Source organism: Streptomyces sp. NPDC093109, from assembly GCF_040701725.1.
In the GTDB taxonomy this organism is placed as follows: domain Bacteria; phylum Actinomycetota; class Actinomycetes; order Streptomycetales; family Streptomycetaceae; genus Streptomyces.
In genome coordinates this window covers 126,909-153,824 of the sequence record NZ_JBFBEZ010000009.1, presented here as the reverse complement: position 1 = coordinate 153,824, position 26,916 = coordinate 126,909, and the positions used below count along the sequence as shown (strand labels likewise).

Sequence of the window (26,916 nt, the reverse complement as noted above, 5' to 3'; positions counted from 1 at the left end):
CGATGAGCTACTCGGTCGGACAGGTCTCCGGCTTCGCGGGTGTCACGGTGCGTACGCTCCATTTCTACGACCGGTCCGGGCTGCTGACGCCCAGCGAGCGCAGCCCGGCGGGCTACCGGCTGTACAGCGACACGGATCTGGCCCGGCTGCGGCGGATTCTGTTCTACCGGGAGCTGGGGTTCCCGCTGGAGGAGATCGAAGCCATCCTGGACGATCCGCGGGAGAACGTGCTGGACCGGCTGCGTGAGCGGTCCCGGCAGCTCACCGCGCAGGTCGACCGGCTGCGCGAGCTGATCAGGATGGCCGAGCACGCGATCGAGGTGCGGCAGACCGGGGTACGGCTGTCCCCGGAGGATCGCTTCGAGATCTTCGGGAACGTCGAAGCCGACCTGAGCTACGCCACTGACGCCGACCTCAAGTGGGGGCATCTGGAGGGCCAACGGCGATCGATGGCGCGGGCCGCCGCGCACACCAAGGAGGACTGGCGGCAGCTGATGGCCGAGTCCGGCGAGTGGCGGCGGCGACTGATCGCGGCCTTCGACGAGCGGGAGCCGGCCGACGGCGAGCGGGCGGCGGCGCTCGCCGAGGAGCACCGGCAGCACATCGGCCGGTGGTTCACCCCCTGCTCGCCCGAGACGCACTGCCGGATCGCCGACGACTACGTCGAGGACGCCCGTGCCTTCGCGCTGGTCGTTCCGGCGGCCGAGCAGCGCCCGGGGCTGGCCGGGTTCCTGCGCGCCGCCGCGCACGCCAACGCCGCGCGCGGCCGGCTCCAGAACGCGTCATGAGGATCCTCGTCATGGCCGCCGGGTCCTACGGCGATGTCGCGCCGTACACGGGTCTCGGCGTACGGCTGCGGGAGGCCGGGCACGAGGTGGCGCTGGCCGCGCCCGAGACGTTCGCCGCCCTGGTCACGGGGTGCGGACTGGACTTCCGTCCGCTGCCCGCCGATCCGCGCACCCGGTCCGCCAGCGGCGGCGGGTCCCTGATGGGCCGGGCGGCGGCCTTCATCCAGCAGCTCGCGCGCGGGGTCGCCGACGCGGCGGAGCCCGGCGCGGATCTCCTGCTGCTCTCCGCCACCACCGCCCCGCTGGGCTGGCATGTCGCCGAGGCGCTGGCGGTCCCGAGCCTGGACGTCTATCTGCAACCCGTGGCACCCACGGGCGCGTTCCCGCCGGTCGTCGGCGCGCGGCGGTCGCTGGGCGGCTGGGGGAACCGGGCCGTCGGGAGGCTCGGCCTCCGGGTGGTGGACCGGCTGCACGCCGACGGGGTACGGCAGTTGCGCGCCCGGCTGGACCTGCCCGGCCTCGGCCCGCGTGCGGCCCGGCGCCGCCAGGAGGACGCCGGCTCGCGGGTCCTGCACGGCTTCAGCCCGGCCGTCGTACCGCGCCCCTGTGACTGGCGGGCCGGGCTGGACGTGGTCGGCAACTGGTGGCCCCATGTCCCCGCAGGCCAGGCGCTCCCCGCCGCGTTGGAGGACTTCCTGCGGGCCGGGCCGCCGCCCGTGTTCCTCGGCTTCGGCAGCATGGCGGGCTCCACCGGCGAGCGGATGAGCGAACTGGCCGCCGAGGCGCTGCGGCTGGCGGGCGTACGCGGGGTGGTGCAGGCCGGCTGGGCGGGGCTGGCGGTCTCCGGCGCGGACGTGCTGACCGTCGGTGAGGTACCGCACGCCCTGCTCTTCCCGCGTACGGCCGCGGTCGTGCACCACGCCGGGGCCGGCACGGCGGCGGCCGGACTGCGGGCCGGGGTGCCCGCGGTCCCCGTCCCGGTCATGGCCGACCAGCCGTTCTGGGCGGGCCGCCTCACGGATTTGGGCGCGGCCACCGCCCCGATCCCCTTCCGAGGGCTGACCGCCGAGCGGCTCGCCGACGCGATCCGCCGTGCGGTGACCGAGCCGTCCTACCGGCGGCGGGCCGCCGAGGTCGCCACGCTGCTCGCGGCGGAGGACGGCTCGGCGCGGGTGGTCGAGGCCGTGTCGGCCCTCGCCCGCTGAGCGGGAGCCGCGCTGAGAACCGCCTCAGGCCGTGCGGGTGCGCAGGAGGGTCTGCGCTGTCTCGCGGAAGTGGGCGTCGGCGTGGGCCGGGCGGGGTTCCATTGCGGTGATCAGGACGCGGCGGTCGCGGGTGGCGAGGTCGGTGAGGCGGTGGAGCTGGGGGGTGGTGAGGGCGTCGGCGCCCAGGGCGGTCAGGGCCTCCAGTGCGCCCATGGGGTCGGCGTTGGTCTCGGCGGAGGTCAGGAGTGCGTCGGCCAGGGCGGGGTGGGGTCCGTTCCGCTCGGGCGGGGTCGTGGCCGTTGCCAGGAGGGCCAGGGCCATGGCGGGGGCCATCTCCGGGTGGGCGAGGCCGCGTTCCAGGAGGGGGCGCAGGGGGGCGGCGGCCGGGCCGAGGAGGGCGGCGGCGCGGGCCGCGTGAACCGCCGGCCAGCGGATCCACTCGTCGTCCACCGCCGCCAGGACGCTCTCGATCACCGGCAGCGCCTCGGCCGGGTCGCCGGTCAGACGGTGCAGCGCCAGGACGATGGCAAGGTCGGCCTCCATCCTCGGATGGGTGGTGCGGTCCTCCGCCGTGCCCAGGGCCGCCCGCAGGTGCGGCAGTAGTACGGCGGCGGGCCCGCCCTCGGCATGGCCGAGCGCCTCGATGGCTTCCGCGGCCTGCCGCACTTGGTAGGTCTTGCCGGAGGCGAGGTCGGCCGTGATGGCCGTCAGCAGCGGTTCGGGGGTACCGGTGAGGCCGAAGAGCGCGCGGGCCGCGGGAAGCCGGGCCGCCTCCGGCCCGCTGACAGCCGTCCCGGTCAGCGGGCCCACGGCCCACTCGGGGCTGAGGGACGCCAGCGCGGGGGCCACGGAGAGGGCGAACCCGTCCAGGTACAGAGCCAGTTCGGGCGCCGCCGCCGCGGCCCGCTCGCCCCAGGGGGTGAGCAGCAGCGCGAGGTGGATCGGCTCGTTGCCGTCGAGATCCGGCGTGGTCAGCCGGGCGCGTACGGCCGTCAGCAGATCCTCGTCGAACGGAAGCGGGGCCTGGGCCGGTGTCCGGCCGCCGAGGAATCCGACCGCCGCGCCCAGGGCGTGGGGACGGTCGCCCAGGTCGCGGGCGAGCAGGGGTGCGGCCTGCGCGGGAGCCAGTCGGACCAGGGCCTTCAGCGCGAGATCCGCGAGGGCGCCCTGGTGGGAGGTGAGCGCCACCAGCTCGGGAACGGCAGGGCCGGCGAGCGGGCCGAGCTTGTCGAGGACTCCCAGGGCGGAGCGCGCCGAGGCCCGGTCCGCCAGCAGCGCGATCACCGCGTCCGCGAGCCGCGCCGGGGCGGCCCGCGAGAGCAGGCACGCCTGCTCGGCCGCCCACAGCGCCTCCGCGCGGGCCTCGGTGTCCGTCGTCCTCAGCGCGGCGTCGAGCAGATCGAGGGCCGCTTCGCGGTCGGCGGGCGTACCGCGGCGGAGCAGGGCGTCGGTGACGCACTGGAGCGGTTCCGTGCGTTCGGTGTCGAGCCGGCCGGCGACCAGCCGGTCGGCGGGGAGCAGCGCCAGGACCGTGTCGTGGTGCGCGCCGGTCCACGGCAGGCCGAGGTCGAGACAGCCGAGGACCGCGGCGATCCGCAGCTCGGCGGGCTCCTCGCCGTCGAGCGACGCCGTCGCGAGCGTCCGCGCGGTCTCCGCCGCGCCCATGCTCGCGTCGGCCAGTCTCACCAGCCCCGCCAGCAGCTCCGCCCGTACGAGCGGCTCCTTCTCCCGGGTCCAGCGGCCCGCCAGCGCGGGAAACACCGCTTCCGCGGCTCCCGTGCACGCCGCCGTCCAGGCCGCCGCCTGCCGTACGTCCACCGCGTCGGACTCGATCAGCGGCAGGATCAGCCGGAGTTGTGCCACGGCCGCCGCCTGGCAGTCGCCGGGCGGCGTCCCGTCGTACACGCCGTCCCCCTCGGCTATGCCGCCGACGAAAGCGACCAGTTCGGCGGTGCGCACGCCGGCCGCGGCCAGTCCGGCGAGATACCGCACGGCGCACGCCGACGCGCTGTACACCGACCCCTGGTGGAGGATGCTGCCGTACAGCTCGCCGATGGCCTCCTCCGCGTCGGCCGCGTCCTCGCTCGCCAACGCCCGCAGCAGGTCCGGCACATCGTCGGCGTCGCCGTAGGCGTGGTCCAGCTCGGCCCACGGGCGGTCGTCCAGATCGGCGAAGACCTGGGCGACGGACGGGACGTCACTCTGTGTGAGATTCATGTTCCGGATACTGCCATGGGGGTCTGACAATGCCCCCGGACCGCCGAGGCTCACCGCTCGTCACTGCCCGGCCGGGCGCGCGCGTGCGTGCATCCGCTCGCCCTGCGGCCCGAACAGGCTGAGGACTTCCGCCGCTCCCGGTCCCGCGCTGGTCCACACGTGCGGAGTACGGGTGTCGAACTCGACCACCTCGCCCGGGGTGAGGATCAGATCGTGCTCGCCGAGGAAGAGCCGCAGCCGTCCGGCGAGGACGTATATCCACTCGTAGCCCTCGTGCACCTGCTGTTCCAGCTCCCCCAGCCGCAGCCGCCCGGCAGGGATGATCAGTTTGTACGCCTGCATACCGCCCAGATGGCGGGTCAGCGGCAGGAAGGTCATGCCGTGCCGGGTGAAGGGGCGGAAGTGGACACGGGGGTCGCCGGTGCGCGGCGCGTTCACCAGCTCGTCCAGCTGTACCCCGTACGCCTTGGCCAGCGGGAGCAGCAGTTCCAGCGTGGGTTTGCGCTGCCCGGACTCCAGACGCGAGAGCGTGCTGAGGGAGATCCCGGTCACCTCGCTGAGCCGGCTCAGGGTGGTGCCGCGATCCCGGCGGATGGCCCGCAGCCGGGGGCCGACCCCGGTCAGTACGGTCTCGAAGCCGCTGTCGTCCGTCTTCGGGTGGTCGGCTGTGCCCGCGCCCGTGCCTGTTTCCGTGCCTGTTTCCGTGTCCGCCATCCTTCCATTGCCGTATCGGCAACTCCGTTTGTCAAGTGAGGGTTGTCCACAGGCCGGCCCGGGCCGTCGCGGCCTCGCGTAATGTCATGCCAGGCCGGTGCATACCACGGGGAAAGGGCCGAAACGTGATCCACGCGCTCCGCCGACTGCTGCTGATCCTGCTGCTGCCGGTGCTCGTCCTCTGTGCGGGCTGCACGCCCTCGGCGTCGGGTGCCTCCGCCGGGCTGGACGACCCCGCGAAGAAGGACATCGCCATGCGGCTGGTCTCCAGCGCGGAGAACTCCTCGCTGGACTGGCGGGCCCAGTACGGCTACATCGAGGACATCGGCGACGGCCGCGGCTACACCGCCGGCATCGTCGGCTTCTGCACCGGCTGCGGCGACCTGCTGCATGTCGTCGAGCGCTACACGAAGGCACGGCCGGACAACGCGCTGGCGCCTTTCCTGCCCGCCCTGCGGGCCGTCGAGGGCAGCGACTCCCACGAGGGGCTCGGCAGCGCCTTCACCGCCGCGTGGAAGAAGGCGGCCGAGGACATAGCGCTGCGCGCGGCGCAGGACGCGGAGCGCGACCGTATCTACTTCACCCCGGCGGTCTCCCGGGCGAGGGCCGACGGGCTCGGGGCGCTGGGGCAGTTCATCTACTACGACGCGTATGTGATGCACGGTTACGGCGACGCGAAGGACTCGATCGGCTTCCGTACGATCCGGGAGAACGCCCTGCGCAAGGCCAAGTCGCCCGAGCGGGGCGGCGACGAGACCGAGTATCTCGACGCGTTCCTCGACGCGCGCGTGGCCGCGATGCGCCGCGAACCGTCCCACAAGAACACCAGCCGGATCGACACGGAGCAGCGCGTCTTCCTCGACCGGGGCAATCTGGACCTCGACCCGCCGCTCGACTGGAAGACGTACGGCGACTCGTACCACATCGGCTGAGCCCCGCGCGGGGCCGCGCGGCCCGGACGAAAGACCCCACGGGAGTCCTACGGGCGGCCGTCCGCCGTGATCCGCGCCAGCCGTCGCGCCTCGCTCCGTGTCGCGCGCGCGAGGGCGTCCTCGTCGACCGTCGTCAGTCTGCCCTCCTCGACCACGGTCCTGCCGTTGACGAGGGAGAGCGTGATGGGGGCCGCCGCCCCCAGGACCAGCGCGGCGACCGGGTCGGCGATGGACGCGTGGGCCAGGGTGTCCAGCTTCCAGAGCACGAGATCGGCGAGCTTCCCCGCCTCGATCGAGCCGATCCGGTCGGCCCTGCCCAGCACCTGGGCGCCGCCGTACGTACCGAGGCGCAGCGCCTGCCGCACCGTCAGGGCCGTCTCGCGGTGTGTGCCGAGGCGGTTGATGAGCAGCGCGTTGCGCAGTTCGGTGTGGAGTTCGCCCGACTCGTTGGAGGCGGTGCCGTCCACACCGAGGCCGACCGGGATGCCCGCCGCCAGCATGTCGGGGACGCGCGCGATCCCGGCGGCCAGACGGGCGTTGGAGGACGGGCAGTGGGCGACCCCGGTGCCCGTACGGCCGAAGGCGGCGAGGTCGGAGTCGTTCATATGGACGCAGTGGGCCATCCACACGTCGGAGCCGAGCCAGCCGGTGGACTCGAAGTAGTCGGTCGGGCCCATGCCGAACAGCTCCTTGCAGAACTGCTCCTCCTCCACCGTCTCACTGCCGTGCGTATGCAGCCGTACTCCCCTGCGCCGGGCCAACTCCGCGCCCTGACGCATCAGTTCGGTGGAGACGGAGAACGGCGAGCACGGCGCGACGGCGATCTGGGTCATCGCGTCCGGCGAGGCGTCGTGGTGGGTGTCGATGGTCTCCTCGGTGGCGGCGAGCGCGCCGTCGAGCGACTCGACCGCGAAGTCCGGCGGCAGCCCGCCGTCCGACTCGCCGCGGTCCATGGACCCGCGGGCCAGGGTGAACCGTACGCCCGTCTCCGCCGCCGCCCCGATGATCGCGCCCGACAGATCGCCCGTGCCGCGCGGATAGACGTAGTGGTGGTCCATGGCCGTGGTGACGCCGCCGCGGGCCATCATCGCGAGCGATCCGCCGGCCGCCGCCCTGATCATGGGCTCGTCGATCCGCGCCCACGTCGGATAGAGCGCGACGAGCCAGTCGAAGAGGTGGTGGTCGGTGGCGAGTCCGCGGGTGATCCACTGGTAGAAGTGGTGGTGCGTGTTGACCAGCCCCGGGGTCACGAGATGCCCGGTGCCGTCGATCCGGCGGACCACGTTCTCCAGCCCGGCCGGGGCGGGGCCCGCGCCGACGGACTCGATCAGCCGGTCCGCGACGACGACATGGCCGGAGGCGTACTCGGTGTCGTGCGCGTCGACCGTCGCTATGGCGCAGTTCTCAATGACGATGCGCGAGGGGGTTCGCGGAGCCATCATGGCGGACTTCCTCTTCCTCGGTCAGAGCGTGGTCGTGTCGACCGGGATCCGCGCGTCCGCCCCGTCCCGCAGCACGGTGGCCTCGATCAGTCCGTACGGGCGGTCGGCCGCGAAGTAGACCGCCCCGTCGGCGACATCGTTCGTCAGGCCGAACGGCTCCAGGTCGACCAGGAAATGGTGCTTGTTCGGCAGCGAGAAGCGGATCTCGTCGATCTCGTGGCAGTGGTCGACGACCCGCGCGCCCATCGCGTACAGGGTCTGCTGGAGCGAGCGGGAGTAGGTGCCGGCGAAGGCGTCGAGTATGTGGCGTCTGGCCTCCTCGTACGACCGGTTCCAGTCGGGCGTGGGCGCCGGTCCGTCGGGGCCGCCGTCCCAGCCGTACCGCCACCTGGCCGACACATCGGTGGCCAGTATCCGGTCGTACTCCTCCTTGAGCGTGGTGTAGCGGTCCTTGGCGTATCCCCAGAACTCGGAGTCCGTCGAGTTCAGTACGGTCAGGTCCTTGAGCCCCGAGACGACCTGCCACCGCGCGCCGTCGTAGGTGATCTCGGCGACGCGTGTCTCCTGGCCCTTACGGGCGAAGGAGTGTCCTGCCAGCCGCTCCCAGGCGTACTCCTCGATCCGGACGCGCGCCCGGTGGATCGACTCCTGGCTGGTCACGAAGTGCCGGGCCAGCTCGATGCCGAAGTGCTCGGCCGACTCCGTGCCGCGCTCCTTGGCGAACGCGTACACCGTGTTCTTGGTGGTGTCGGTCGGCAGGACATTGGCGTTGTCGCCGGAGTAGTGCACCTCGTCCATGTCGCCCGAGAGCGCGACGGAGACGCTGAGGTCCTTGATGTGGTGGGTGTCGCCGTCCCGGACGACCTTGACGACGCGCGTCTCCGCCTTGCCGTACTGGTTCTGGCCAAGAATCGTGGGCATGTCTGTGCTCTAGCTCCCTCGGTATACGGAGTAGCCGAACGGGTTGAGGAGCAGCGGTACGTGGTAGTGCTCGCCGGGGCGGACGCGGAACGTGACCGTCACCTCCGGGAAGAACGGCGCACCGCCGTCGTCGCTGCCGTCGACGCCGTCGGCGTTCTTGGCGGTGAGATACGGATCGGTCTCGAAGTCCAGGCGTACGCGTACGGTGCCGGCCGGCAGCGCGGGCAGCTCCCCGCACCGGCCGTCGCCGTCGGTCAGCGAACCGCCGAGGTCCGTCCAGCGCGCGCCGGGGCCGCCGCCCAGGGCCGCGAGGGTGACGGGGACACCGGCGGCGGGGCGGCCGAGGCTGGTGTCGAGGATGTGCGTGGAGACGGAGGCGGGTGCCGCCGCCTCGGTCTCCTGCCCGGTCTCGTCCGTCGCCGGCGCCGCGAGGCGGGCCAGCCGGATGCGGTTGATCTTGCCGAGTTCGGTGCGCGCGATCTCCCGCTCCCGCTCGGGCGGGTGGCCGAGGCGGGTCCGCAGCGCGTCGCGCATGTCCTCCGCGCTCGCGCCCGTGGCGCAGATCAGAAAGACATGCCCGAACCGCTCCTGGTAGGCGAGGTTCAGATCGAGCATCTCGGCCCTGAGCGCGTCGGACGCGTCCGCCATCCCGCGCTGCTCGCGGGCGGAGGCCGGGTCGCCGGGCCGGGGGCGGCCGATCGGCGGGTGGCCGGCCATGGCCTCGTCGAGCTCCGCGCCGTCCAGTGCGCCCGTCGCGGTGTCGCCGGCGGCGAGGAGGTCGTCCGCCGTGGCGTACGGGCGGCGGGCGAGCAGCGCGTTCCCCCACGCCGTGCTGGCGCACACCTCGCGGAGCGCGGCCAGGGCCTCGGTGTCGGGGGCGGCGTTGAGGCGGGCCAGACCCGGCGGCGGAGTGAGCGGATCGCGCGGGGCGGACGTATCAGAGGGTGGCGACGGCACGGGAGCCTCCGTGGTTGCGCTGGGCGGGGCTGTGCCTTAGCTAACGCCCTGCGCGACACCACGTCAACAGTTTGTTGAATTTCGCGGCCCGGTCCCGGCCCGGGTCCAGTTCGGTCCCGGAGGCGCCCCGGACGCGCCCCGGGTCCGCCCCGGGTACGGCCACGGCTCCCATTCCGATCGCAGTTAAGACCACAACCCCTCACCACTCGGCTGGACTTCACCGCAACCTTCGGGCAACGCGTTGATCATGGAGCTCGGCGCCGTCGACCGCCACCCGGTCCCGCTGCGGCGCCCGCACCCGGCCGGACCGTACTGGCCAGTACCCCTCTTGGTGGCGGCCCGGGGGCCCCGTACGGCCGCACGGCCACCCGGCGCCACCCCCGCGGCCCGGCGCGGCGCGCTCCGTCCACTCCCGTCCAGGGATCCGAACCGCGCACCGCGCCGCTCCCCCTCCGATGCCGCCCGTACCGCTCCGACAACCGTCTGACCTGCGACGTCTCACGTCCGATTGGAGCATCGACACCCGTCGCAGCCCCCGGCCGGCACCACCCTCGGCGGTGCACGCGGCACCCCGGGGCGCGCGGCGAGCGGCGCGGGCCCGCCCGTCCGGGGAGGCCCGGCGCGGCGCCGTCCGCTCCGAGCGGAGCCAGTCGCACCGGTTGTGAGGCCGATGTGGAGAGTGTGGACGAGGGGTGGGCGAGGAGCGTAGAGGGAGTGGACATAGCGGCCGATGTCGCCACGGTCTCCCATGTGGACCCCACGCGCCGGTATGCGGGATCTGCCCCACCTGATGGAGCGTCCAATTCCGGCCACCGTGGCAGATTGACATGGCGGCGGCGGCGCCAGCACGATGCGTCATGCCGCCGAGGGCCCCACTGACCGGCGCGCAACCAATCACTTCAGCCCGGCCCTGTTCCGGCCTGCCCCGTTTCCAGCGTGCGGCGGGCGGCGTCGTGTTGTGCGACCTCTGTGACACCACGAGGCGCGGAACGGACCGGGCACAGCAAAAGATGGGAAACGCATGGCCATATCGAGACGTGTCACGGCGTTGCGTCTGCTCGGGATCGGCGCCGCCGCCCTGGCCTTCACCACCGCCGCGGCGGGCTCCGCCTGGGCGGGCGACTGCCCCGGCGGCAAGGGCTGGGACAAGGGCAACCACGGGGGCTACAAGCCCGGTACGGGTGCCGGTACGCCGGTCACCCCGGTCTCCACGGCCGACAAGTGTGAGTTCTCCCTGGACGGCCGTGACTGGTACTCCCAGATCAAGGTCGACGACATCAACCTCAAGGCCGCCGACGACGGCAAGGTCCACGTCAAGGTCCGCACCGCGTCCGACGCCGCGAAGTGCACGGTGTCGCTCGCCTCGTACCGTACGCACGGCCCCACCTGGAACACCTCCGGTGAGCAGGTCTTCCACGACTTCGACAGCGTCGAGATCAAGCACGGCGGTCAGGACACGCTCGACGTGGCCTTCCCCGATGTCACCTGCTACGCGCAGGTCGACCTCTACCGGGGCAAGGTCAAGTACGACGGTCTCAAGGACGCGAACGACGGCTTCGAGCACGGCGACCTGCCGATCGGGCCCAGCCGTCCGGTCATCAAGGACAAGCTGATCGCCGCCTGGAACGGCGGCACCAAGGACTGCACCGCGCAGGAGATCCCCCCGGCGCCGGAGCCCTCCACCGAGACGCCGTCGGAGGAGTCGACGCCGCCGGCCGAGGAGACGCCCTCCACCGAGACGCCGTCCGAGCCGACCACGCCGGAGGAGACGGCTCCGGAGAGCCCGAAGCCCTCCGCGAGCGAGCCCACGCCGGCCACCTCGGAGCCCACGCCGACCGCGTCCGAGCCGACCGACGAGGCGTCCTCGACGCCGCCCAACACGCCGAGCCAGGCGTCCACCGGCGGTTCCGGCGGCGGAGACCTGGCGGAGACCGGTGGCGGCAATGTCGTCCCGCTCGCCGCGGGCGCGGCCGTGCTGCTGGCCGCCGGTGGCGCGGTCGTGATCATGACCCGTCGCAAGAAGGCCGCCGCGAGCAGCTGATCCAGCCGCACGTGACGGAAACCGCCTCGCGCGGCCGGCGCCCCTCCTCCGAGGATGCCGGCCGCGCGAGGTGTTCTGTTTCTGAGTGGGTGCGCCCGCTTCAGCCGGTGGTGGTGTCGCCGTCCAGGGCCCTGGCGCGCTGCTCGTTGGCGTAGTTGATGTAGTTGTAGACGGTGAAGCGGCTGACCCCCAGGGCGCTCGCCACCGTCTCGACACCGTGCCGTACGGAGAACGCGCCGCGCGCCTCCAGCCCCCGGACGACCGACTGCTTGGTCCGGCGGTCCAGTTCGGCGAGCGGCCTGCCGTGCCGGCGCTCCAGGGCCGCCAGGATGTGGTCGAGGGACTCCGACAGCTGCGGCAGCCGTACGGCGAGCAGCTCCTCGCCCTCCCAGGTCAGCACGACATCGTCGGGCTCGGCGGCGGCCGGGGCCAGCAGTTCGCCGCCCATGGCGTCGACGAGCGGCTTCACGGCCAGGACGAAGGGGTGCTCCGGCGGTACGGTCACCGGGCACCGCCCCCGTCGGCGCCCCCGTCGGCGTCGGCGACCGCCGTCCCGCCCCCCTCGATCACATTGACCTGGAGCGAGATCCGGGTGGCGCCGACGGCCAGTGTCTCCCGCAGCATCGCGCCCACGGCGGCCAGTACGGCGTCCGCGCCGCCCTCCGCCGTATTGCCGAACGGCCCGACATCGACGGCGTCCAGCTCGGCCCCCCGGATGACCTCCCGGGCGACCACCGCGTGCGCGGGCGCCTCGTCGAGGTCGAAGGGTTCGGTCGTGAACTCGACTCTCAATCGCACTGTGTCCCCATGGCGTCGGCTCCGACCTGTACGCTCTCCCGGCCCTGCGGCGGGGAGGGCGCATCGCTCGGAGACGACCTTAACGGAACTCCCCGGCGGCGGCCCCGCCTCACCTCACCGCACCTTGCACACCTTCGGGGGCGTCCGGTCGATGCCGAGCAGCCTGAAGTAGTTCCGGCCGAGGGCGATGTCCCGGAACGCCTCGTCGCCCAGCGCCTTGTTGATACGGCTGGTGACCTCCAGCTCCTCCGCGTAGACCTGGTAGTCCTTGTTCGCGGCCGCCACGAAGTCGGTGCCGGGAATGGCCCTGGTCGGATAGCGGTCGAGGAACGCGGCGTACTTCTGCCGTACCCCCGGCCTGCTGAAGTACTGGTCCTCCAGCACCCGCCAGCTGAGGTCCAGCGTCAGCCGGGGGTAGCGGTCGAGGAGCCTCTCCAGGATCCCGATGTGCTGGTCGGGGTCCATCGTGGAGAGTTCCTTCGACAGCCCCATGTGCGCCCATACGATCTTGTTCTTCGGGTAGCGCCGGAGTGTCTCCTCCATCAGCGGGAGATACTTCGTCCGCTCGGCGTCGCTCCCGAGGTCCGAGTGGATGGTGATCGGAATGCCCCGGTCGCGCAGCACCTTCATGAACGGCGCCCAGTCCTTGATGTTCTCGCGCGTCGCGGGCTCGTGCTGGTTGGGGAAGAGCGCCTGCTTGACGAGGTTGACCTCGCCCGCCCACCGGAACGCCCCGGGGAACTCCTTGTCGTAGAGGTCGATCCCGCTCGGAATGGTCTCCGGGTGGTTCAGGTCCATGAAGGTCATGGAGAGTGCGAGTCCGGGGTCCTCGGGCCTCTCCTCCAGGTAGTTCGCGGCGTTGACGAAGTCGTTCTTCATGCTCGGCACCACGGGGACCCCGGGACAGTCCAGGTAGTACGTGCACCCGGAGTCCACGGGCAGGGTCTGGCCGATGCCGTACATGCTCGCGTAGCGGACACCGCTCTTGTGCAGATAGCCGGTGAGTTCCTCGAAGGGAATCGCCTTGCCGCCGAACGGGCGCGTGTGGAGGTGGCTGTCGACGACCGAGGTGTAGGGCTCCTTCGCCCGGTCGAAACACGCGTCCAGAGCCAGAACCGGCCCCGCCCCCGCCGGGGACGCGCCGATGGCCACCGCCGTCACCACGGCCCCCGCGACCGCGAACCGCCTGCTGATCCGAAATGTGCGATTGATGATAAACCTCCGCCGACACCAGGTGAGTTGGTGACCGAGATTCTCGCGGCGCGGCATCCGGCGTTCCCTGGAACCGGGCTGCCGACGGACATAAAACACTCGGATAGGTGAACGGTCCGTGACTGAGTCAAGGGGCCGGGGGATTGGTTCTCCTTCGAGTGGTCCGCCCCCGTAAGGACACACCTTCAGGGTTCCCGAGGCGTTCTCAAGCCGTCCGGCCGGACGGCGGCCGGGGTGCGAGAAGTGAGGGAGTGTTCCTGTGGCATTGACGACGGCATCGGCCCGGACGGAGCTGGAGGCCGCGAACGCGGTCGGGGATCCGGTCGCCGATACGCTCGTGTCCGACATGATCGCCCATCAGGAGGTCGACGGGGTCAACGCCCTGTTCCGGACGATCGGCAAGCTGGGCCCCGGCCAGGACCTGTCGCAGCTTCCCGAGCGGCTGGCGCAGTTCCTCCGGGAGGCCGCGGCCCCGCCGCCGGACTGGAGCGAGGCCGATGTCAAGGCGGCCGAGGGGTTCTTCGCGCACCACCACGGTGAGGCGTCCATGCTCCAGGGCACCGTCGGCCTGATCGGCACCTATCTCTCCCCCACCGGGGCGTTCACCCTGCGCTCCACCGGCCGCCTCGGCGGGGTCGAAGGGCCGGGGCGCCGGCTCTCGCAGTCCTCGCGGCTGTTCCTCGACATGGGCGACAAGAACGCTCTGCGGGACGGCAGCCTGGCCGCGACCGTCACCAAGGTCCGGCTGGTCCACGCCTCCGTGCGGCAGCTGCACAAGAAGAGCGGCGTGTGGGACTACGCGAAGTGGGGGGAGCCCGTCTCCCAGAAGTACACCACCGGCGCCGCCTGCGTCTTCAGCACCCAGATCCTCCAGGCGATGCGCAATCTGGGCCTGGACGTCTCCCGCGACGACGCCCGCGGCTTCGTGGGGGCCTGGCACTACGTCAGCCACTACCTCGGCACCCCAGAGAAGTGGCTGCTGCCGAAGAACGCCGACGAGACCGAGGCGATCTGGAACCAGGAACGCGACAGGGAGTGGGCCAGGACCGACGACGGCGTCTTCATGACCGAGCAGGCCATCAACTTCTACAAGAAGTTCCTGCCGCCCGGCATCCACGACGCGTACGTCGCCATGGTCCGCACCGCGCTCACCGACAAGTACGCCGACATGGCCGGCCTCAAGCGCAGCGTCCTCGACGCGGCCGGCAAGCCCCTCGCCGCCGGTCACGGACTCTTCAGCGGCGCCGCGGGCGGACTCCTCGGCGGCGCCGCCAAGAACGTCGTCGGCGTCAACCCGTACAAGGAAGTCCTCGGCATCGCCTCGAAGGCGTTCAACGACGTCGAACGCCACGCCCTGACGCACGACCAGGACGACCAGCCCCAGATGCACCAGGAACTGGCCGACAACCGCTGACCGGCCACCGCACCCGGCCGCCCGGCGTGGCTCGCACCACGCCGGGCGGCCGGGGAGAGCAGGCGGGGAGGGCCGGCGGGCCCCCGGCCGCTACCCGGCTCCGGTCACCTGTTGGTCCACAGGTGCCAGTAGACGTCGCCCGAGGCGCACTGGTACCGGTCCCAGTGACCGCGGTCCACACCCTGCTGGCCGGCCCCCACGCAGTTCCCGTAGGTCCAGTACCAGTCGCGGTAGACCGGGAGGTTGTCCGCGGCGGCGGACGCCACGGGCGCAGCCGCCGCCTCGGCGACCGTCCCGGCGACCGCCTCGGACGCCCCGAGGCCGAGCGGCGCCGCGAGGGCGGCTGCCGCGACGAGGGCCGTCAATGACTTCCTGAACTTCATCTGGCTTCTCCCACTGTCGTGTTCACAGGTGCCGGACGGCCGGATCCTGGCCGGCCGCCGACTCAAGGAATACGGCCCCCGCGTTGTTCACGATCGGTGCGCCGCGGTGAACAGACGGATGCTGAACAACGCGGTACGGCAGAACTCCCGCCGGTTCAGCGCGGGATGCCGCACGGCGGCCGGTACGGCAGTCCGGGCAGGAAGCGGCGCGCCTCGGCACGCGAGAGGCCCGAGCCGCCCGTCATCCGGCAGATCCGGTCGGCGACCCGTTCCGTGTCGAGGTCCCGGAGCAGCGCCGTCCAGTCCTCACCGGCCGTCGCCAGCGTCCGGCCGTCCGGGGCGAAGGCCAGCGCGTCGACGGGCTTCGTATGCCCGGTCAGGACGGCCAGTTCGACGGGGTGGCGGGGGTCGGCCAGGTCCCACAGCCGTACGGGACGGTCCGCGCTCGCGGTCGCCAGTGTCCGGCCGTCCGGACTGAAGGCGAGGGCCTTGACCGCGTCGGTGTAGCCACCGGGCGCGGAGAGCTGGATGGGGGCTCGGGGGTCGGTGACGTCCCACAGCCGCAGCGCGCGGTCGTCGCCCGCCGTCGCCAGGATGTGGCCGTTCCGGGGGCTGAACGCCACGGCCTTGACCACGTCCTGATGCGCGGTCAGCACGGCCCGCGCGCGCGGTCGGCGCGGGTCGGTGACGTCCCACAGCCGTACGGTACGGTCCGCGCCGCCCGTGGCGAGGAGCCGGCCGTCGCGGCTGAACGCCACCGATTCCACCTGGTCTCCGTGGGCCGTGAAGACGGTGAGCTGCTTCGGGCGGAGCGGGTCGGCGGTGTCCCACAGCCGTACGGTACGGTCCGCGCCGCCGCCCGCCAGGACCCGGCCGTCCGGGCGGTACGCGACCGAGTTGACGGCGTCGCGGAAGCCGGTGAGCGGGGCCCGGGGGCGTGGCGTCCCCTGCCCCGGCATGTCCCAGAGGCGCACCGTACGGTCGAGGCCGGCCGACGCGAGGGTGCGGCCGTCGGGCGCGAAGACCACTTCGTTGACGGCGGCGGTGTGCCCGGCCAGGACGGAGCGGGGCACGGGCCGGTACGGGTCGCGCACGTTCCACAGCCGTACGGTGCTGTCGTAGCTGGCGGTGGCGACCGTACGGCCGTCGGGGCTGAACGTCACGCCGTACAGCGAACTGGTGTGGCCGAGGAGAACCGGCCCCGGCAGGTCCCAGAGCCGGGCCGTACGATCGGCGTCGCCCGCGCTGACGAGGGTGTGGCCGTCCTCGCCGAAGGCGAGCGAGGCGACGATTCCGGTGTGGCCGCCGAGCGTGTTCAGGAGGCGGGCCCCGGCCGGGGCGGTGAGGTCCCAGAGTCGGATCCTCGCGTCCACACCGCCGCTGGCGAGGGTGCGGCCGTCGCGGCTGAAGGCGAGGGCGCGGACGGCGTCGGTGTGCCCGGTGAGGACGGCGCGCGGAGTGCGGCTCGCCGGGCCGCCTGATCCGGTGGCGCCGGCAGATCGGGTGACGTCAGCGGATTCGGTGACGTCAGCGGATCCGGTGACGTTCCAGAGGCGTACGGCGTGGTCGCGGCCGGCCGTGGCGAGGGTGCGGCCGTCCGGGGAGAGCGCGAGGGCCCGGACCGGAAGCGTACCGACGCGGATGGGGCCGACGGCCGGTGCAACAGCGGAACGCGGCGTCTGGACCGCCGCGTCGCAGGGCGGCCGGTCCTGGGCCGGCCGCGCGGGGGCCGGATCGGCCTGCGCGGGGGCCGGATCGGCGAGGCCCCACAGCCAGGCGCCCCGCTCGCCGCCGGCGGCGAGCGTGCGGCCGTCGCGTCCGAACACGAGTGAGTCCAGCCGGTCCCCGTCGCCCGGCAGCACCCCGGCCGGGGTGAGCGCCGGGGCCGCCCGGCACCGGCGCGCCGTGTGCCACAGCCGTACGGCGCTGTCGCCGCCCGCCGTGGCGAGGGTGCCGCTGTCCCGGCCGAACGCGACCGCGACAACGGCGCCCCGGAGTGCGGCCGGGGGCCCGGTGTGCGCCGGGTCGGAGACGTCCCACACCCGTGCGCGCCCGTCCTCGTCGGCCGCCGCGAGCAGCCGCCCGTCGGGGCTGAACGCCATCGACCGGACCGTGCCCGGCCGCCCGTCGAGCGTGGCCAGCGGGCGCGGCCGGTACGGATCGGCGATGTCCCACAGCCGTACGGCACGGCCGCGTTCGGCGGTGGCCAGCACGCGCCCGCCGGGGCGCGGGGCTACGGCGTCGACCCGGCCGGCGGCGACGAGCCGGGTCGCGTACGGCGTGGCGAACGAACTGAGCAGTGCGCCGCGCGCGGCGACGGTGGGGCGCAGTCGGTACGCGCTCAGGCCGAGCTGGAGCGCGCCCGCGGGGTCGGTCGGCCGGAGGGCGGCGGCCTGTTCCGCGATGCGCTGCGAGACGGCCGTGTCGCGCTCCCCGGTGGCCTGGCGCTGGGCGTGGACGGCGAGTCCGGTGGCGGTCGCCGTGCAGACGAGGAGGAGGGCGAGCAGCAGCGTGAGGTGGCGCAGCCTGCGGGTGCCGCGCCTGGCCGCCCGTTCCGCGGCCTCGTGTGCGGCCACGCTCGCGCCGAGGAACGCGCGCTCCCGGTCGCTCAGCACGCCTCCGGCCCCCGGCCCGGCACCGTGCCCGGCCGCCCACTGGCGGGCCCCGGCCAGCCTGACACCCCGGTAGAGCGCGCCGGGATCGCGCCCCACCGCCTCCCACGCGTGCGCCGCCTCGGTGAGCGCGCGGTGGATCCGCTGCCCCTCACGGTCCTCCAGCAGCCAGCTCCGCAGCCGGGGCCAGCAGCGGATCAGCGCCTCGTGCGTGATCTCGACGCTGTCGCGGTCGAGTGTCAACAGCCGTGCCCGCGCGAAGCGTTCGAGGACGTGGGCCGTGTCGGTGGCGCGGCCGGCACTCCGTGGGGGCGGCACCGTACACGTTGAGCTTCCCGGCGGCGTGGTGTGCGGGTACAGGTCGAGTTCGGCGCGGGTGATGCGGCGCTTCGTGTCCTCGGTGCCCTCGCCCAGCGCGGTCAGCCTCAGCAGCAGGTCGCGGGCCGCGCGTTGCCGCTCGGGCGAGAGCGCGCCGTACAGGCTTTCGGCCGTGTGGGCCAGGGCGCCGTCGATGCCGCCGGTGGCCTGGTAGCCGGCCAGTGTCAGGGTGGTGCCGCGGCGGCGGTGCCAGGTTTCCAGGAGGGCGTGGGAGAGCAGCGGGAGGACCGCTGCCTGGCCCTTCGCCTGGCTGACGAGTTCGGTGACCAGCGCGCCTTCGACCTGGTGACCGGCGCCCACCGCGGGCCGGACGACGGCCCGGCGCAGCTCGTCCGTGGTCATGGGGCCGACCGGCAGCTGCGCCCTGCTCATCGCGCGGCCCAGCTCGGCGTGGTCCGTACAGTGCGCGTAGAAGTCGGCGCGTACGCCGACGACGACGCGGCAGCGGCTGTTCTCCGCGGTGGCGGCGGTGAGCAGCGCGTCGATGAACCGGGCGCGTTCGGCGGGATCGTGGCAGAGGGTGAACACCTCCTCGAACTGGTCGACCACCAGCAGCAGTTCCGTCCCTTCCGGCCGCTCCGCGAGGATCTGGCGTACGGCGCGGTGCAGGGCGCGGGGCGAGTCGGCCAGGTCACGGACGAGTGCGCCGGGCGAGGTGCCGGCCGGTCCCGCGAGCCGGGTCGCGGTCTCCTCCAGCGGGCAGGGCCCCGGGGTGAGGACCACCGCCGGCCGGTCGGGGGTCCCCCGTAGCCAGGCCGGTACGACGCCCGCGCGCAGCAGCGACGACTTGCCCGCACCCGACGCCCCGACCACGGTGACGAACCGCCTCGACTCCAGCAGGTCCGTCATCTCCTCGATCAGCCGCTCGCGGCCGAAGAACCTGCTCGCGTCCTCGGCCCGGAACTCCGTCAGTCCCGCGTACGGCGCGGAGTCGGCCCGGGATTCCGCCGCGGATTGCGCTGGGGACCGTACTGAGGTGCGCGCCGGGGTGCGCGTTGGGGAGCGCGCCGCCTCCTCCCGCGCGTGCTCCGCCGCCAGCGCGTGCCAGCGCCGCTCCCACTCGGCGCGATCGCCCCCGCAGGCCGTCGCGTAGGCGACCGTCACCGCCAGGCTGGGCAGCTTGGCTCCGGCGGCGGCCGAGGAGAGCGCGGCGACCGAGTAGTGGGAGATGCGGGCGAGTTCGCGGTAGGTCGGGCTGCCCGCCCGCTGCCGTAATCGCCGCAGCTCCGCCGCCAGCCGGAGCGGCGCGCCCTCCCCCTCGCCCAGTGGGCGTTCCCCTCTCGGCACTGTGGCCCCCCCTCATCACGCGGTGGTCGGGCCCCGCCCCGCGGTCGGAGCAAGGCCATGCGTACCCGGAGCAACCGGGGCGGGCCCGTGCCGGTTGCTCCCGGTGCCGGGAACTCACCCGGACGAGACGCACGCACGGACGGATCCGCGCGGGCGGTAGGGTCCTGGCGGCAAGGCCCGGACGGGCCACCGCGCGGCCGGAGGAGGCGCGATGAGCGACCGGAACGACGACGCGGCGATACGTGCTCTGCTGGCGGAGGCCGGGTTGCCGGCGGACCGTACGGTCCGTATCGAGCCGGTCGGCGGCGGTACGTACAACGCCGTGCACCGCGTCGTGCCGCCGGAGGGCCCGCGCCTCGTCATCAAGCGTCCGCCGCCGGCCGCGGCCCCCGCGATGACCTACGAGCAGGGGCTGCCGGCCGCCGAGGCGCTGTACTACGAGCTGGTCGCCCGGCACACCACGGTCCCCGTCCCCGAGGTGGTGCGGTTGAGTGGCGAGTGGCTGCTGATGACGGAGTGTCCGGGCCGTCCCTGGCACGAGGCCCGCCCCGCGCCGGCCGACGAACCCCGGCTGCGGCGCGAACTGGGCGCCCTGGTGGCGCGGGTGCACCGGATCACCGGGACGGTGTTCGGCTATCCGTCCCGTCCCGCCGCCGACTGGCGGACCGCGTTCGGCGGGATGCTGGAGGCGGTGCTGTCGGACGCCGATCGCTACGCGGCGCGGCTGCCCGTGCCGACCGGCCGGATCCGCGCGCTGGCCGCCGCCGCGGCGCCGGTCCTGGACGAGGTGACGGTGCCGGTGCCCGTCCACTTCGATCTGTGGGAGGGCAACGTCCTCCTCACCGGCGCGGGCGCGGACACCCGTATCGGCGCGCTGATCGACGGCGAGCGGATGTTCTGGGGCGATCCGATCGCCGACTTCGTCTCGCTCCAGCTCCTCGGCGACCCGGACGACGATCCGGATCTGCTGCGGGGGTACGGCATCGACGGCTTCTCGGAGAGCGAGTCGCTGCGCCTCGCGCTCTACCAGACGTATCTGTATCTGATCATGCTGGTGGAGGCGGTGCCCCGCGGCTGCCCACCCGGCCACCACGACTGGCTCCGCCAGGACGTCGCCCCGCGACTGACGGCCGCCCTGGTGGACGTGGAGACGTACGGCGGCTGATCACCGCCCTGCGCCGAGCCCCTTCCCGCCCTCGAAGCGACGGTCGTGAGAGCGCGTTTGTCACCCTGCCGACACCCCCGGAGGAGTGACACAACCTGATCGAACGAGTTTGAAACCGGGCCACCAGAGCGCGCACGCCCAATCCGCCGTATTAGAACTCACGTTCACCAAATACCCCCCGATCGGGCCGTGACGGGACCGGATCCGGCGCGTTTTTAGAGCATCAGTGCCACTTCACCGCCCAGATGGAGGACGCCATGCATCCCACCCCCGCTCCCGCGCAGCAGCCGCCCAGAATCGAACAGCAGCTCAGCTCGCGCACGCAGCGCGTTGACAGCAGCGCCATCGACTCGGCACGTCCGGATACGGGACGGGCGGCATGAGCGAGCCCACCGATGATGCGTCAGCCGACAGCTTCCCGGGGCCGCGCACCGCCCCGCCGACGCCCGCCGCCACGGCCGTGGCGGCGGAGGCGGAGGCGAACACCGCCGCGGCGCGAATGCGGTACGTGGATCTGACCGGCAGCCGTGAGGCGGCCGGCCGCTCGATCCGGATGCGCGACATGGCCCGGCGTCTGCCGCAGTTGGTACGGCGGTCGCTGGCGCTCGCCTGGCGGGTCGACCCCCGGGCGACCGTCGGCCTCCTGCTGTGCCAGGCGGTCGCCGGCGCGACGCAGGCCCTGGGCCTGGTCGCGATCAGCGGCACCCTGACCGCGCTGCTGACCGGCGGAGACATCTACCAACGGCTCCTGCAGGCATGGCCGTCCGTCGCCCTGCTGGCCGGCGCGTCCGGCGTACGGGCGCTCCTGGGAATCACCGTCAGCTGGCTCTCCTCCCGGCTGGGCCCGCTGATGTCGCGCGAGGCCGAGCAGATGCTGCTCACCGGCTGCGCCGAGGTGGAGCTGTGCGCCTACGACGAGCCCGACTTCAACCGCGACCGCGAGGCCGCCGACCGCGGGGCGCAGGTCACGGGAGACCTGATCAACGAGGGCCAGGACCTGATCGCCTCGGCGGCCTCCTTCCTCGCCGGCGCCGTCGTACTGGCCGGGGTCCACTGGGTGCTCCTTCCCCTGCTGGTGGCGGCCAGCCTGCCGCAGGCGCTGTCCCAGGTCGGCGCCGCCCGGGTGCGCTACCTGGCGAACCTGCGCAGCAACGGCGACAACCGGATGCTGTCGGTGCTGCGCTGGCACATCTACACGAAGGCCGCCGCCGACCAGATCCGGGCCGGCACCATGGCCGGCTTCCTCTCCGGCCGGTACCGGCAGACGGTCGCCCGGATCAACAGCGAGGACCGGGCCGCGGCCGACAAGGGGGCGCGGATGTCCCTGGTCGGCGCGGTGTGCGGAGGCGTGGGGTCGGCGGTCGTGTGGGGGGCGGTCCTGTGGCTGCTGGCCACCAGCCGTATCACCGTCGGGTACGCCGGGACGGCCGTCTTCGCCCTGCAGACGGTAGGGCAGTCGGTCCGCGGGCTGGTCGCTGTCGGGGCGCGAGCCGTGCGCACGGGCCTGTACATGGACGACTGGAACGGATTCCTGGAGAAGGCCGGCGGATTCCGTATGCGCCGGGGCCGGCGGCGGCCCGGGCCGCCGGAGAGGATCGAGGTCAGGTCGGTCTCCCACCGCTACGCCGGCAAGGACCGGGACGCGCTGTCCGATGTCTCGCTGACCCTGCGCCGAGGCGAGGTCACCGCCCTGGTCGGCTTCAACGGCTCCGGGAAGTCGACGCTGTCGAAGCTGGTCAGCGGCCTGTACCTGCCCACTGAAGGGCAGGTGCTGTGGGACGGCACCCCTACCACCGACGCCGACCCGCAGGCGCTGTGGCGACAAGTGGCCCTGGTGCCGCAGGACTACGCCCACTGGCCTCTGACGGTGCGCGAGAACATCACCCTCGGACAGCCCTCGCCGCGCGGCGACGCGGCGGTGCGCGAGGCGTGCGAGGCCGCCGGCGCCGACGAGGTCGTCGACAGGCTCGGCGCCGGTCTGGACACCCTTCTCGCCCGCGAGTGGCTCAACGGGGAGGAGCTGAGCGGCGGCCAGTGGCAGCGCATCGCCCTCGGGCGCGCGTTCTTCCGCGAAGCGGGGCTGCTGGTGCTCGACGAGCCGACCGCCAACCTCGATCCCCGTGCGGAGTACCGGATCTTCCAGCGGCTGCGGGACCTGGCACGGGACCGGGTGGTGCTGCTGGTGACCCACCGCATCACCAACGTCGCCGTGGCCGACCGGATCATTGTCCTCGACGAAGGAAGGATCGTGCAGGAAGGCACCTACCAGGAACTCGCCGGGCGGGAGGGCCTGTTCCAGCAGCTGCTGTCCTATCAGGTCACCTCCGATCCAGCTCCAGCCCCGAGTGACGGCGAGAAACACGGCACACACGCATAGCCGACCCGGCGCCCGGGGAAGCCGCCACCGCGGCCGGGCTCCTCCGACCGGTCCCCGGCCCTCCCCTCGGGTTCAGCGGGCCGCGCGGGCCAGCTCGCGGCGGAGCCGGGTGAAGGGGCGTGGCCGGTTGGCGGCGAGGGCGGCGACGGGGTGGCCCGCGCGTTCGTAGACCGCCAGGAAGCCGTCGCCCGCGGCCAGGGGGCCGTCCGCGAGCGCACCGTCGGCGATCCGGACGGTGTCGCCCGGCCGGGTGCGGCCGGCGAACTGGAGCCGTACGCCGTACTGGTCGGACCAGAAGTACGGCACCCCGGTGACCTCCGCGACCGTACGGCCCGCCAGCAGGTTGCGGACCGCGACGGCGGGCTGTTCCGTGGCGCTGGTCCAGTGCTCGGCGCGGTGGCCGTCGAGGCGGGCGACATCGCCCACGGCCACCACCGTCGGCAGCGGGGTCGCGCCGCCCGCGTCGCACCGTACGCCGTCGTCGAGCGGCAGCCCGCTGCCCGCCAGCCAGCCGGTGCGGGGGCGGACCCCGACGCCGACCACGACCACCTCCGCGGGCAGCACCCGGCCGTCCGTCAGCTCCACCCCGTGCACCCGGCCGGCCGCTCCGCGCAGCGCGGTCACGCCCGTACCGGCGAGGAGTGGCACCCCGTGCGCGGCGTGCAGTCCGGCGCAGAACGCGGCCATGTCCGGGCCGAGTTGCGGGACCAGGGGTACGGCCGCCGCCTCCACGACGGTCACCTCGTGGCCCAAGGAGCGGCAGGAGGAGGCGACTTCGGCGCCGATGAAGCCCGCGCCGATCACCACCACCCGTACCGGGCCGCCGGACAGCTCCGCGCGCAGCGCCTCGGCGTCGTCCAGGGTGCGCAGGGTATGGACGCCGGCGAGGTCGACTCCGCCCAGGGTCCGGGGAGTCGCTCCGGTGGCGATCACCACCGCGTCCGTGCGCAGCTCCCGGCCGTCGGCGAGCCGCACCGCGCGTCCGCGCGGGTCCAGGCCGGTCGCCCGTACGCCGAGGAGCCAGGTCGCGTCGAGTTCACGCTCCTCCTCCGGGTCGGACAGCTCCAGCGCGGCCCGGTCGGCGGCACCGGTGAGGAAGTCCTTCGACAACGGCGGCCGGTCGTACGGGCGGTGGGGCTCGTCGCCGACGATCACCAGCCGGCCCTCGTACCCCTGGCCGCGCAGCGCCCGCGCCGCGTACAGCCCGGCGAGCGAGGCGCCGACCACGGTGACCGTCGACAGCGCGGCGGCGCGACCCCCGGCGGGGCTCGCGAGGCTCACGCGGCGTCCTCCTCGGCGGCCGGGTGCACATGGATGACGCCGTCGTCGACGGTGACGCGGTGGACACGTACGGGACGGCGCGCCGGCAGACAGGTCGGCTGCCCCGTACGGAGATCGAATGAAGCGGCGTGGAGCGGGCATTCGACCAGACAGCCCTCCAGCCAGCCCTCCGCGAGGGAGGCGTCCTGGTGGGTGCAGGTGTCGTCGATGGCGTACAGCGCGCCCTCGGCGTGGAAGACGGCGATCGGTGGCTGGGTGGTGTCGATGCGCATGGCCTCGCCCTCGGGGAGGTCCTCAAGGCGGCAGACGGGGATCACTGGCCCCCCTCTCACTCATCGGTATCCTTGTGTTCCATATCGGTGTTCCGCATCGCGCGAACAGGGAGCGTGATGCGCAACAGAATCGGCAATGGGGGGCTGACTCGTCAAGACCTCCCCGACGACGACGGCCGGGATCAGGCCGCCAGGTGGGTGAGAAAGACCCGATGACCAACAGAACCGAGAAGGCCGACAGAACAGGCAGGAATCACGGGAATCAGCGGAGGGACGGCGTCGTCACGGCGGACGACGAGGGAAAGGCGCAGCCCAGAGGGGCCGCGAGCGCGGTGCAGTCCGTCGACCGCGCGGTGAGTGTGCTGGAGATCCTCGCCCGCCACGGCGAGGTGGGCGTCACCGGGATCGCCGATGAACTCGGCGTCCACAAGTCGACCGCGTTCCGGCTGCTCGGCGTGCTGGAGAACCGCGGACTGGTCGGGCAGGCGAAGGAGCGCGGCAAGTACTACCTGGGCGCGGGGGTGCTGCGCCTCGCGGGCGCCGCCGCGGTACGGCTCGACATCTCGCAGGAGAGCGCGCCGCTCTGCCGGGAACTCGCCGACGAGGTGGGCGAGACCGTCAATATCGCGGTGCTGGACGACGACGCGGCCGTCAACATCATGCAGGCGCGCGGCGCCGCCTCGGTCACCGCCCACAACTGGCTGGGCCGGCGTACACCGTTGCACGCGACGTCCAGCGGCAAGATCCTGCTGGCCCATCTGCCGCCGTCGGGCCAGGAGCACGTGCTGGCACGGAAGCTGGCCCGCTTCACGCAGCGGACCGTGACGGATATCGGCGAGCTGCGCGCGCAGTTGCAGCTGGCCGTGGAGCGGGGCTACGCCTGCACGGTCGAGGAGCTGGAGATCGGGCTGAACGCGGTGGCCGCGCCGGTGCGGGCGCACGACGGGTCGGTGATCGGCACGATCAGCGTCTCGGGACCGGCGTACCGGCTCGGCGAGGAGAAGTTGCCCGTCCTGGCGGAACGTACGCTCGGCGCGGCGGCGGAGCTTTCCCGGCGCATGGGGTACGCCTTCTGAAGCACGCGCGGCGGGCACGCGGCACGAGGCGGGTACGCGGAGGGGGCGGCGGCGGAGCGATCCGGCCCGCCCCCTCCGCGTGCCCGGCGCACCCACCCCTCCGCGCGCCCGCCCGTTTCGCTCGCCCGCCCGTTTCGCTTGCCCGCCCGTTTCGCTTGCCCGGAGGCCCTTTTACCGGAGGTTAACTCGGCGCTCTTGACGCTGCGACGGCCCGTTCCCAAGATGTCTCTCATCACGCAATCGATAGTGCGATACGCAACAGGGCGTGTGGGTGTGTGGGTGCTGTGCTGGGCTACGCAGGGCTACCGCGGAGGAGTCAGGCCGTGTCACACGAGGTCCGCGCGGTTGTCGCGATGAAGAAGGACGCACCCGTCGAGGTGACGACGATCCTGGTCCCTGACCCGGGCCCCGGTGAGGTGCTCGTCTCCGTCCAGTCCTGCGGGGTGTGCCGCACCGATCTGCGGTACCAGGAGGGCGCGATCGGCGGTGGCGACGGGTTCCCCTATCTGCTCGGGCACGAGGCCGCCGGCACCGTCGAGTCCGTCGGCGAGGGCGTCACCGATCTCGTCCCCGGCGACTCCGTCGTCCTGGCCTGGCGGGCGCCCTGCGGTCGCTGCCGCTCCTGCCGCCGGGGCCGTCCGTGGTACTGCTTCGACAGCCGGGGCGCCCAGCGGTCCATGACGCTGCTCGACGGCACCCCGCTCACCGCCGCCCTCGGCATCGGCGGCTTCGCCGAACTGACCCTGGTCGCCGCCGGACAGGCGGTGAGGGTGGACCCCGCGGCCCGGCCCGAGGCCGCCGGGCTGATCGGCTGCGGGGTGATGACGGGATACGGCGCGGCCGTGCACACCGCCGGGGTGCGCGGCGGCGACACCGTCGCCGTGATCGGCTGCGGCGCAGTGGGCAACGCGGCCGTCGCCGGGGCCTCGCTGGCCGGGGCGCGGCGGATCATCGCCGTCGACACCGACGACACCAGACTCGACGGCGCGCCGCGCTTCGGCGCCACCCACACCGTCAACTCCCTCGGTACGGATCCGGTCCTGGCCGTCCGCGAGCTCACCGGCGGGTTCGGGGCGGACGTGGTGATCGACGCGGTGGGCCGGCCGGAGACGTACCGGCAGGGCTTCGCCATGCGGGATCTCTCGGGAGTGCTGGTGCTGGCCGGGGTGCCGGAACCGGACGCCACGGTCACCCTGCCGCTGCTGGAGGTGTTCTCGCGCGGCGGGGCTCTCAAGTCCTCCTGGTACGGGGACGCGCTGCCCAGCCGCGACTTCCCGGTGCTCGTCGATCTCTATCTGCGCGGCAAGTTCGATCTGGGCGCCTTCGTCTCCGAGACCCTCGCACTGGACGAGGTGGAGTACGCCTTCGCCCGGATGCGCGCGGGCGGCAGCGGCGACGAACCGCGCTCCGTAGTCACTGTCTGAACGCTCTCGCCCGCTCGCCC

The 26,916-nt window shown here is 73.2% G+C and carries 22 protein-coding genes; 10 read left to right on the top strand and 12 right to left on the bottom strand.

The features are described 5' to 3' along the window. Nucleotides 1-2 precede the first annotated feature (2 nt). Nucleotides 3-788 carry a MerR family transcriptional regulator gene (locus AB0389_RS12035; protein ID WP_366395227.1) on the top strand — a complete coding sequence of 262 codons (786 nt, stop codon included), beginning with the start codon at nucleotides 3-5 and terminating at the stop codon, nucleotides 786-788. Then, nucleotides 785-1,993 (top strand): glycosyltransferase, encoded by a 1,209-nt coding sequence (locus tag AB0389_RS12030; protein ID WP_366395226.1) that lies wholly within the window; start codon nucleotides 785-787, stop codon nucleotides 1,991-1,993. Before AB0389_RS12035 ends, AB0389_RS12030 begins: the two co-directional genes overlap by 4 nt. 24 nt (nucleotides 1,994-2,017) lie before the next feature. Here the strand turns inward: AB0389_RS12030 and AB0389_RS12025 are convergent, their stop codons facing one another. Together AB0389_RS12025 and AB0389_RS12020 are read right to left on the bottom strand one after the other, a co-directional pair. Beyond that, a complete protein-coding gene (locus AB0389_RS12025) occupies nucleotides 2,018-4,210 on the bottom strand; it encodes a hypothetical protein (RefSeq protein WP_366395225.1) in 2,193 nt (730 codons plus the stop codon). Between the two features lie 60 nt (nucleotides 4,211-4,270). Continuing rightward, complete coding sequence (locus AB0389_RS12020; protein WP_366395224.1) at nucleotides 4,271-4,924, bottom strand: XRE family transcriptional regulator; 654 nt, start codon at nucleotides 4,922-4,924, stop codon at nucleotides 4,271-4,273. 128 nt (nucleotides 4,925-5,052) lie between these two features. Here AB0389_RS12020 and AB0389_RS12015 point away from each other — a divergent pair, with 128 nt between their 5' ends. Beyond that, nucleotides 5,053-5,856, top strand: coding sequence for a chitosanase (locus AB0389_RS12015; protein WP_366395282.1), 804 nt, complete (start codon nucleotides 5,053-5,055; stop codon nucleotides 5,854-5,856). Nucleotides 5,857-5,903: 47 nt separating this feature from the next. On the opposite strand, the gene AB0389_RS12010 is transcribed toward AB0389_RS12015, so the two are convergent. The 3 genes from AB0389_RS12010 to uraD are packed head-to-tail and all read right to left on the bottom strand — an operon-like array spanning nucleotide 5,904 to nucleotide 9,176. Continuing rightward, nucleotides 5,904-7,298, bottom strand: a complete 1,395-nt coding sequence (locus AB0389_RS12010) for an 8-oxoguanine deaminase (protein ID WP_366395223.1) — start codon at nucleotides 7,296-7,298, stop codon at nucleotides 5,904-5,906. A gap of 21 nt (nucleotides 7,299-7,319) precedes the next feature. Next, entirely contained in the window at nucleotides 7,320-8,219 is a 900-nt protein-coding gene (gene pucL, locus AB0389_RS12005) for a factor-independent urate hydroxylase (RefSeq protein WP_366395222.1), read from the bottom strand. A 9-nt stretch (nucleotides 8,220-8,228) separates the two neighbouring features. Continuing rightward, nucleotides 8,229-9,176: a 2-oxo-4-hydroxy-4-carboxy-5-ureidoimidazoline decarboxylase gene (gene uraD / locus AB0389_RS12000; protein WP_366395221.1), complete on the bottom strand. Its 948-nt coding sequence runs from the start codon at nucleotides 9,174-9,176 to the stop codon at nucleotides 8,229-8,231. Nucleotides 9,177-10,197: 1,021 nt separating this feature from the next. Here uraD and AB0389_RS11995 point away from each other — a divergent pair. Then, nucleotides 10,198-11,217: an LAETG motif-containing sortase-dependent surface protein gene (locus AB0389_RS11995; RefSeq protein WP_366395220.1), complete on the top strand. Its 1,020-nt coding sequence runs from the start codon at nucleotides 10,198-10,200 to the stop codon at nucleotides 11,215-11,217. Nucleotides 11,218-11,317: 100 nt separating this feature from the next. On the opposite strand, the gene AB0389_RS11990 is transcribed toward AB0389_RS11995, so the two are convergent. The 3 genes from AB0389_RS11990 to AB0389_RS11980 all read right to left on the bottom strand — a co-directional run bounded on the left by AB0389_RS11990 (nucleotide 11,318) and on the right by AB0389_RS11980 (nucleotide 13,176). Then, nucleotides 11,318-11,665, bottom strand: a complete 348-nt coding sequence (locus AB0389_RS11990) for a helix-turn-helix domain-containing protein (protein WP_366395281.1) — start codon at nucleotides 11,663-11,665, stop codon at nucleotides 11,318-11,320. A gap of 53 nt (nucleotides 11,666-11,718) precedes the next feature. After that, entirely contained in the window at nucleotides 11,719-12,015 is a 297-nt protein-coding gene (locus tag AB0389_RS11985; protein WP_366395219.1) for a hypothetical protein, read from the bottom strand. A gap of 114 nt (nucleotides 12,016-12,129) precedes the next feature. Then, nucleotides 12,130-13,176 carry an amidohydrolase family protein gene (locus tag AB0389_RS11980; RefSeq protein WP_366395218.1) on the bottom strand — a complete coding sequence of 349 codons (1,047 nt, stop codon included), beginning with the start codon at nucleotides 13,174-13,176 and terminating at the stop codon, nucleotides 12,130-12,132. 310 nt (nucleotides 13,177-13,486) lie between these two features. Between AB0389_RS11980 and AB0389_RS11975 the strand changes: the two genes are divergently transcribed. Next, the gene (locus AB0389_RS11975) at nucleotides 13,487-14,641 is read left to right on the top strand and encodes an oxygenase MpaB family protein (protein WP_366395217.1); all 1,155 of its coding nucleotides are present in this window, start codon (nucleotides 13,487-13,489) and stop codon (nucleotides 14,639-14,641) included. Nucleotides 14,642-14,745: 104 nt separating this feature from the next. Here AB0389_RS11975 and AB0389_RS11970 read toward each other — a convergent pair whose 3' ends face one another. Together AB0389_RS11970 and AB0389_RS11965 are read right to left on the bottom strand one after the other, a co-directional pair. After that, nucleotides 14,746-15,024: a hypothetical protein gene (locus tag AB0389_RS11970; RefSeq protein WP_366395216.1), complete on the bottom strand. Its 279-nt coding sequence runs from the start codon at nucleotides 15,022-15,024 to the stop codon at nucleotides 14,746-14,748. A 155-nt stretch (nucleotides 15,025-15,179) separates the two neighbouring features. Further along, nucleotides 15,180-19,301, bottom strand: coding sequence for an AAA family ATPase (locus AB0389_RS11965; RefSeq protein ID WP_366395215.1), 4,122 nt, complete (start codon nucleotides 19,299-19,301; stop codon nucleotides 15,180-15,182). 211 nt (nucleotides 19,302-19,512) lie between these two features. Between AB0389_RS11965 and AB0389_RS11960 the strand changes: the two genes are divergently transcribed. The 3 genes from AB0389_RS11960 to AB0389_RS11950 all read left to right on the top strand — a co-directional run bounded on the left by AB0389_RS11960 (nucleotide 19,513) and on the right by AB0389_RS11950 (nucleotide 22,843). Continuing rightward, the gene (locus AB0389_RS11960) at nucleotides 19,513-20,466 is read left to right on the top strand and encodes an aminoglycoside phosphotransferase family protein (RefSeq protein ID WP_366395214.1); all 954 of its coding nucleotides are present in this window, start codon (nucleotides 19,513-19,515) and stop codon (nucleotides 20,464-20,466) included. A 257-nt stretch (nucleotides 20,467-20,723) separates the two neighbouring features. After that, a complete protein-coding gene (locus AB0389_RS11955; RefSeq protein ID WP_366395213.1) occupies nucleotides 20,724-20,849 on the top strand; it encodes a hypothetical protein in 126 nt (41 codons plus the stop codon). 116 nt (nucleotides 20,850-20,965) lie between these two features. Further along, nucleotides 20,966-22,843: an ABC transporter ATP-binding protein gene (locus tag AB0389_RS11950; protein ID WP_366395280.1), complete on the top strand. Its 1,878-nt coding sequence runs from the start codon at nucleotides 20,966-20,968 to the stop codon at nucleotides 22,841-22,843. 72 nt (nucleotides 22,844-22,915) lie between these two features. Here the strand turns inward: AB0389_RS11950 and AB0389_RS11945 are convergent, their stop codons facing one another. Both AB0389_RS11945 and AB0389_RS11940 read right to left on the bottom strand, forming a co-directional pair. After that, on the bottom strand, nucleotides 22,916-24,085 hold the full coding sequence (locus AB0389_RS11945) for an FAD-dependent oxidoreductase (protein ID WP_366395279.1): 1,170 nt from the start codon (nucleotides 24,083-24,085) through the stop codon (nucleotides 22,916-22,918). Between the two features lie 35 nt (nucleotides 24,086-24,120). Continuing rightward, nucleotides 24,121-24,441, bottom strand: coding sequence for a bifunctional 3-phenylpropionate/cinnamic acid dioxygenase ferredoxin subunit (locus AB0389_RS11940; RefSeq protein ID WP_366395278.1), 321 nt, complete (start codon nucleotides 24,439-24,441; stop codon nucleotides 24,121-24,123). A 167-nt stretch (nucleotides 24,442-24,608) separates the two neighbouring features. Here AB0389_RS11940 and AB0389_RS11935 point away from each other — a divergent pair, with 167 nt between their 5' ends. Then, entirely contained in the window at nucleotides 24,609-25,472 is an 864-nt protein-coding gene (locus AB0389_RS11935) for an IclR family transcriptional regulator (protein WP_366395212.1), read from the top strand. Between the two features lie 323 nt (nucleotides 25,473-25,795). Beyond that, the gene (locus tag AB0389_RS11930; protein WP_366395211.1) at nucleotides 25,796-26,896 is read left to right on the top strand and encodes an S-(hydroxymethyl)mycothiol dehydrogenase; all 1,101 of its coding nucleotides are present in this window, start codon (nucleotides 25,796-25,798) and stop codon (nucleotides 26,894-26,896) included. Nucleotides 26,897-26,916: the final 20 nt, after the last annotated feature.

Bases quoted from the DNA above. Each gene is read 5' to 3' on its own strand.
- AB0389_RS11995 (WP_366395220.1), top strand. From the start codon at position 10,198: ATGGCCATATCGAGACGTGTCACGGCGTTGCGTCTGCTCGGGATCGGC.
- AB0389_RS11960 (WP_366395214.1), top strand. From the start codon at position 19,513: ATGAGCGACCGGAACGACGACGCGGCGATACGTGCTCTGCTGGCGGAG.
- AB0389_RS11950 (WP_366395280.1), top strand. From the start codon at position 20,966: ATGCGGTACGTGGATCTGACCGGCAGCCGTGAGGCGGCCGGCCGCTCG.
- AB0389_RS11955 (WP_366395213.1), top strand. From the start codon at position 20,724: ATGCATCCCACCCCCGCTCCCGCGCAGCAGCCGCCCAGAATCGAACAG.
- AB0389_RS12035 (WP_366395227.1), top strand. From the start codon at position 3: ATGAGCTACTCGGTCGGACAGGTCTCCGGCTTCGCGGGTGTCACGGTG.
- AB0389_RS12030 (WP_366395226.1), top strand. From the start codon at position 785: ATGAGGATCCTCGTCATGGCCGCCGGGTCCTACGGCGATGTCGCGCCG.
- pucL (WP_366395222.1), bottom strand. From the start codon at position 8,219: ATGCCCACGATTCTTGGCCAGAACCAGTACGGCAAGGCGGAGACGCGC.
- AB0389_RS11935 (WP_366395212.1), top strand. From the start codon at position 24,609: ATGACCAACAGAACCGAGAAGGCCGACAGAACAGGCAGGAATCACGGG.
- AB0389_RS12020 (WP_366395224.1), bottom strand. From the start codon at position 4,924: ATGGCGGACACGGAAACAGGCACGGAAACAGGCACGGGCGCGGGCACA.
- AB0389_RS12010 (WP_366395223.1), bottom strand. From the start codon at position 7,298: ATGATGGCTCCGCGAACCCCCTCGCGCATCGTCATTGAGAACTGCGCC.
- AB0389_RS12025 (WP_366395225.1), bottom strand. From the start codon at position 4,210: ATGAATCTCACACAGAGTGACGTCCCGTCCGTCGCCCAGGTCTTCGCC.
- AB0389_RS11970 (WP_366395216.1), bottom strand. From the start codon at position 15,024: ATGAAGTTCAGGAAGTCATTGACGGCCCTCGTCGCGGCAGCCGCCCTC.
- AB0389_RS11990 (WP_366395281.1), bottom strand. From the start codon at position 11,665: ATGGGCGGCGAACTGCTGGCCCCGGCCGCCGCCGAGCCCGACGATGTC.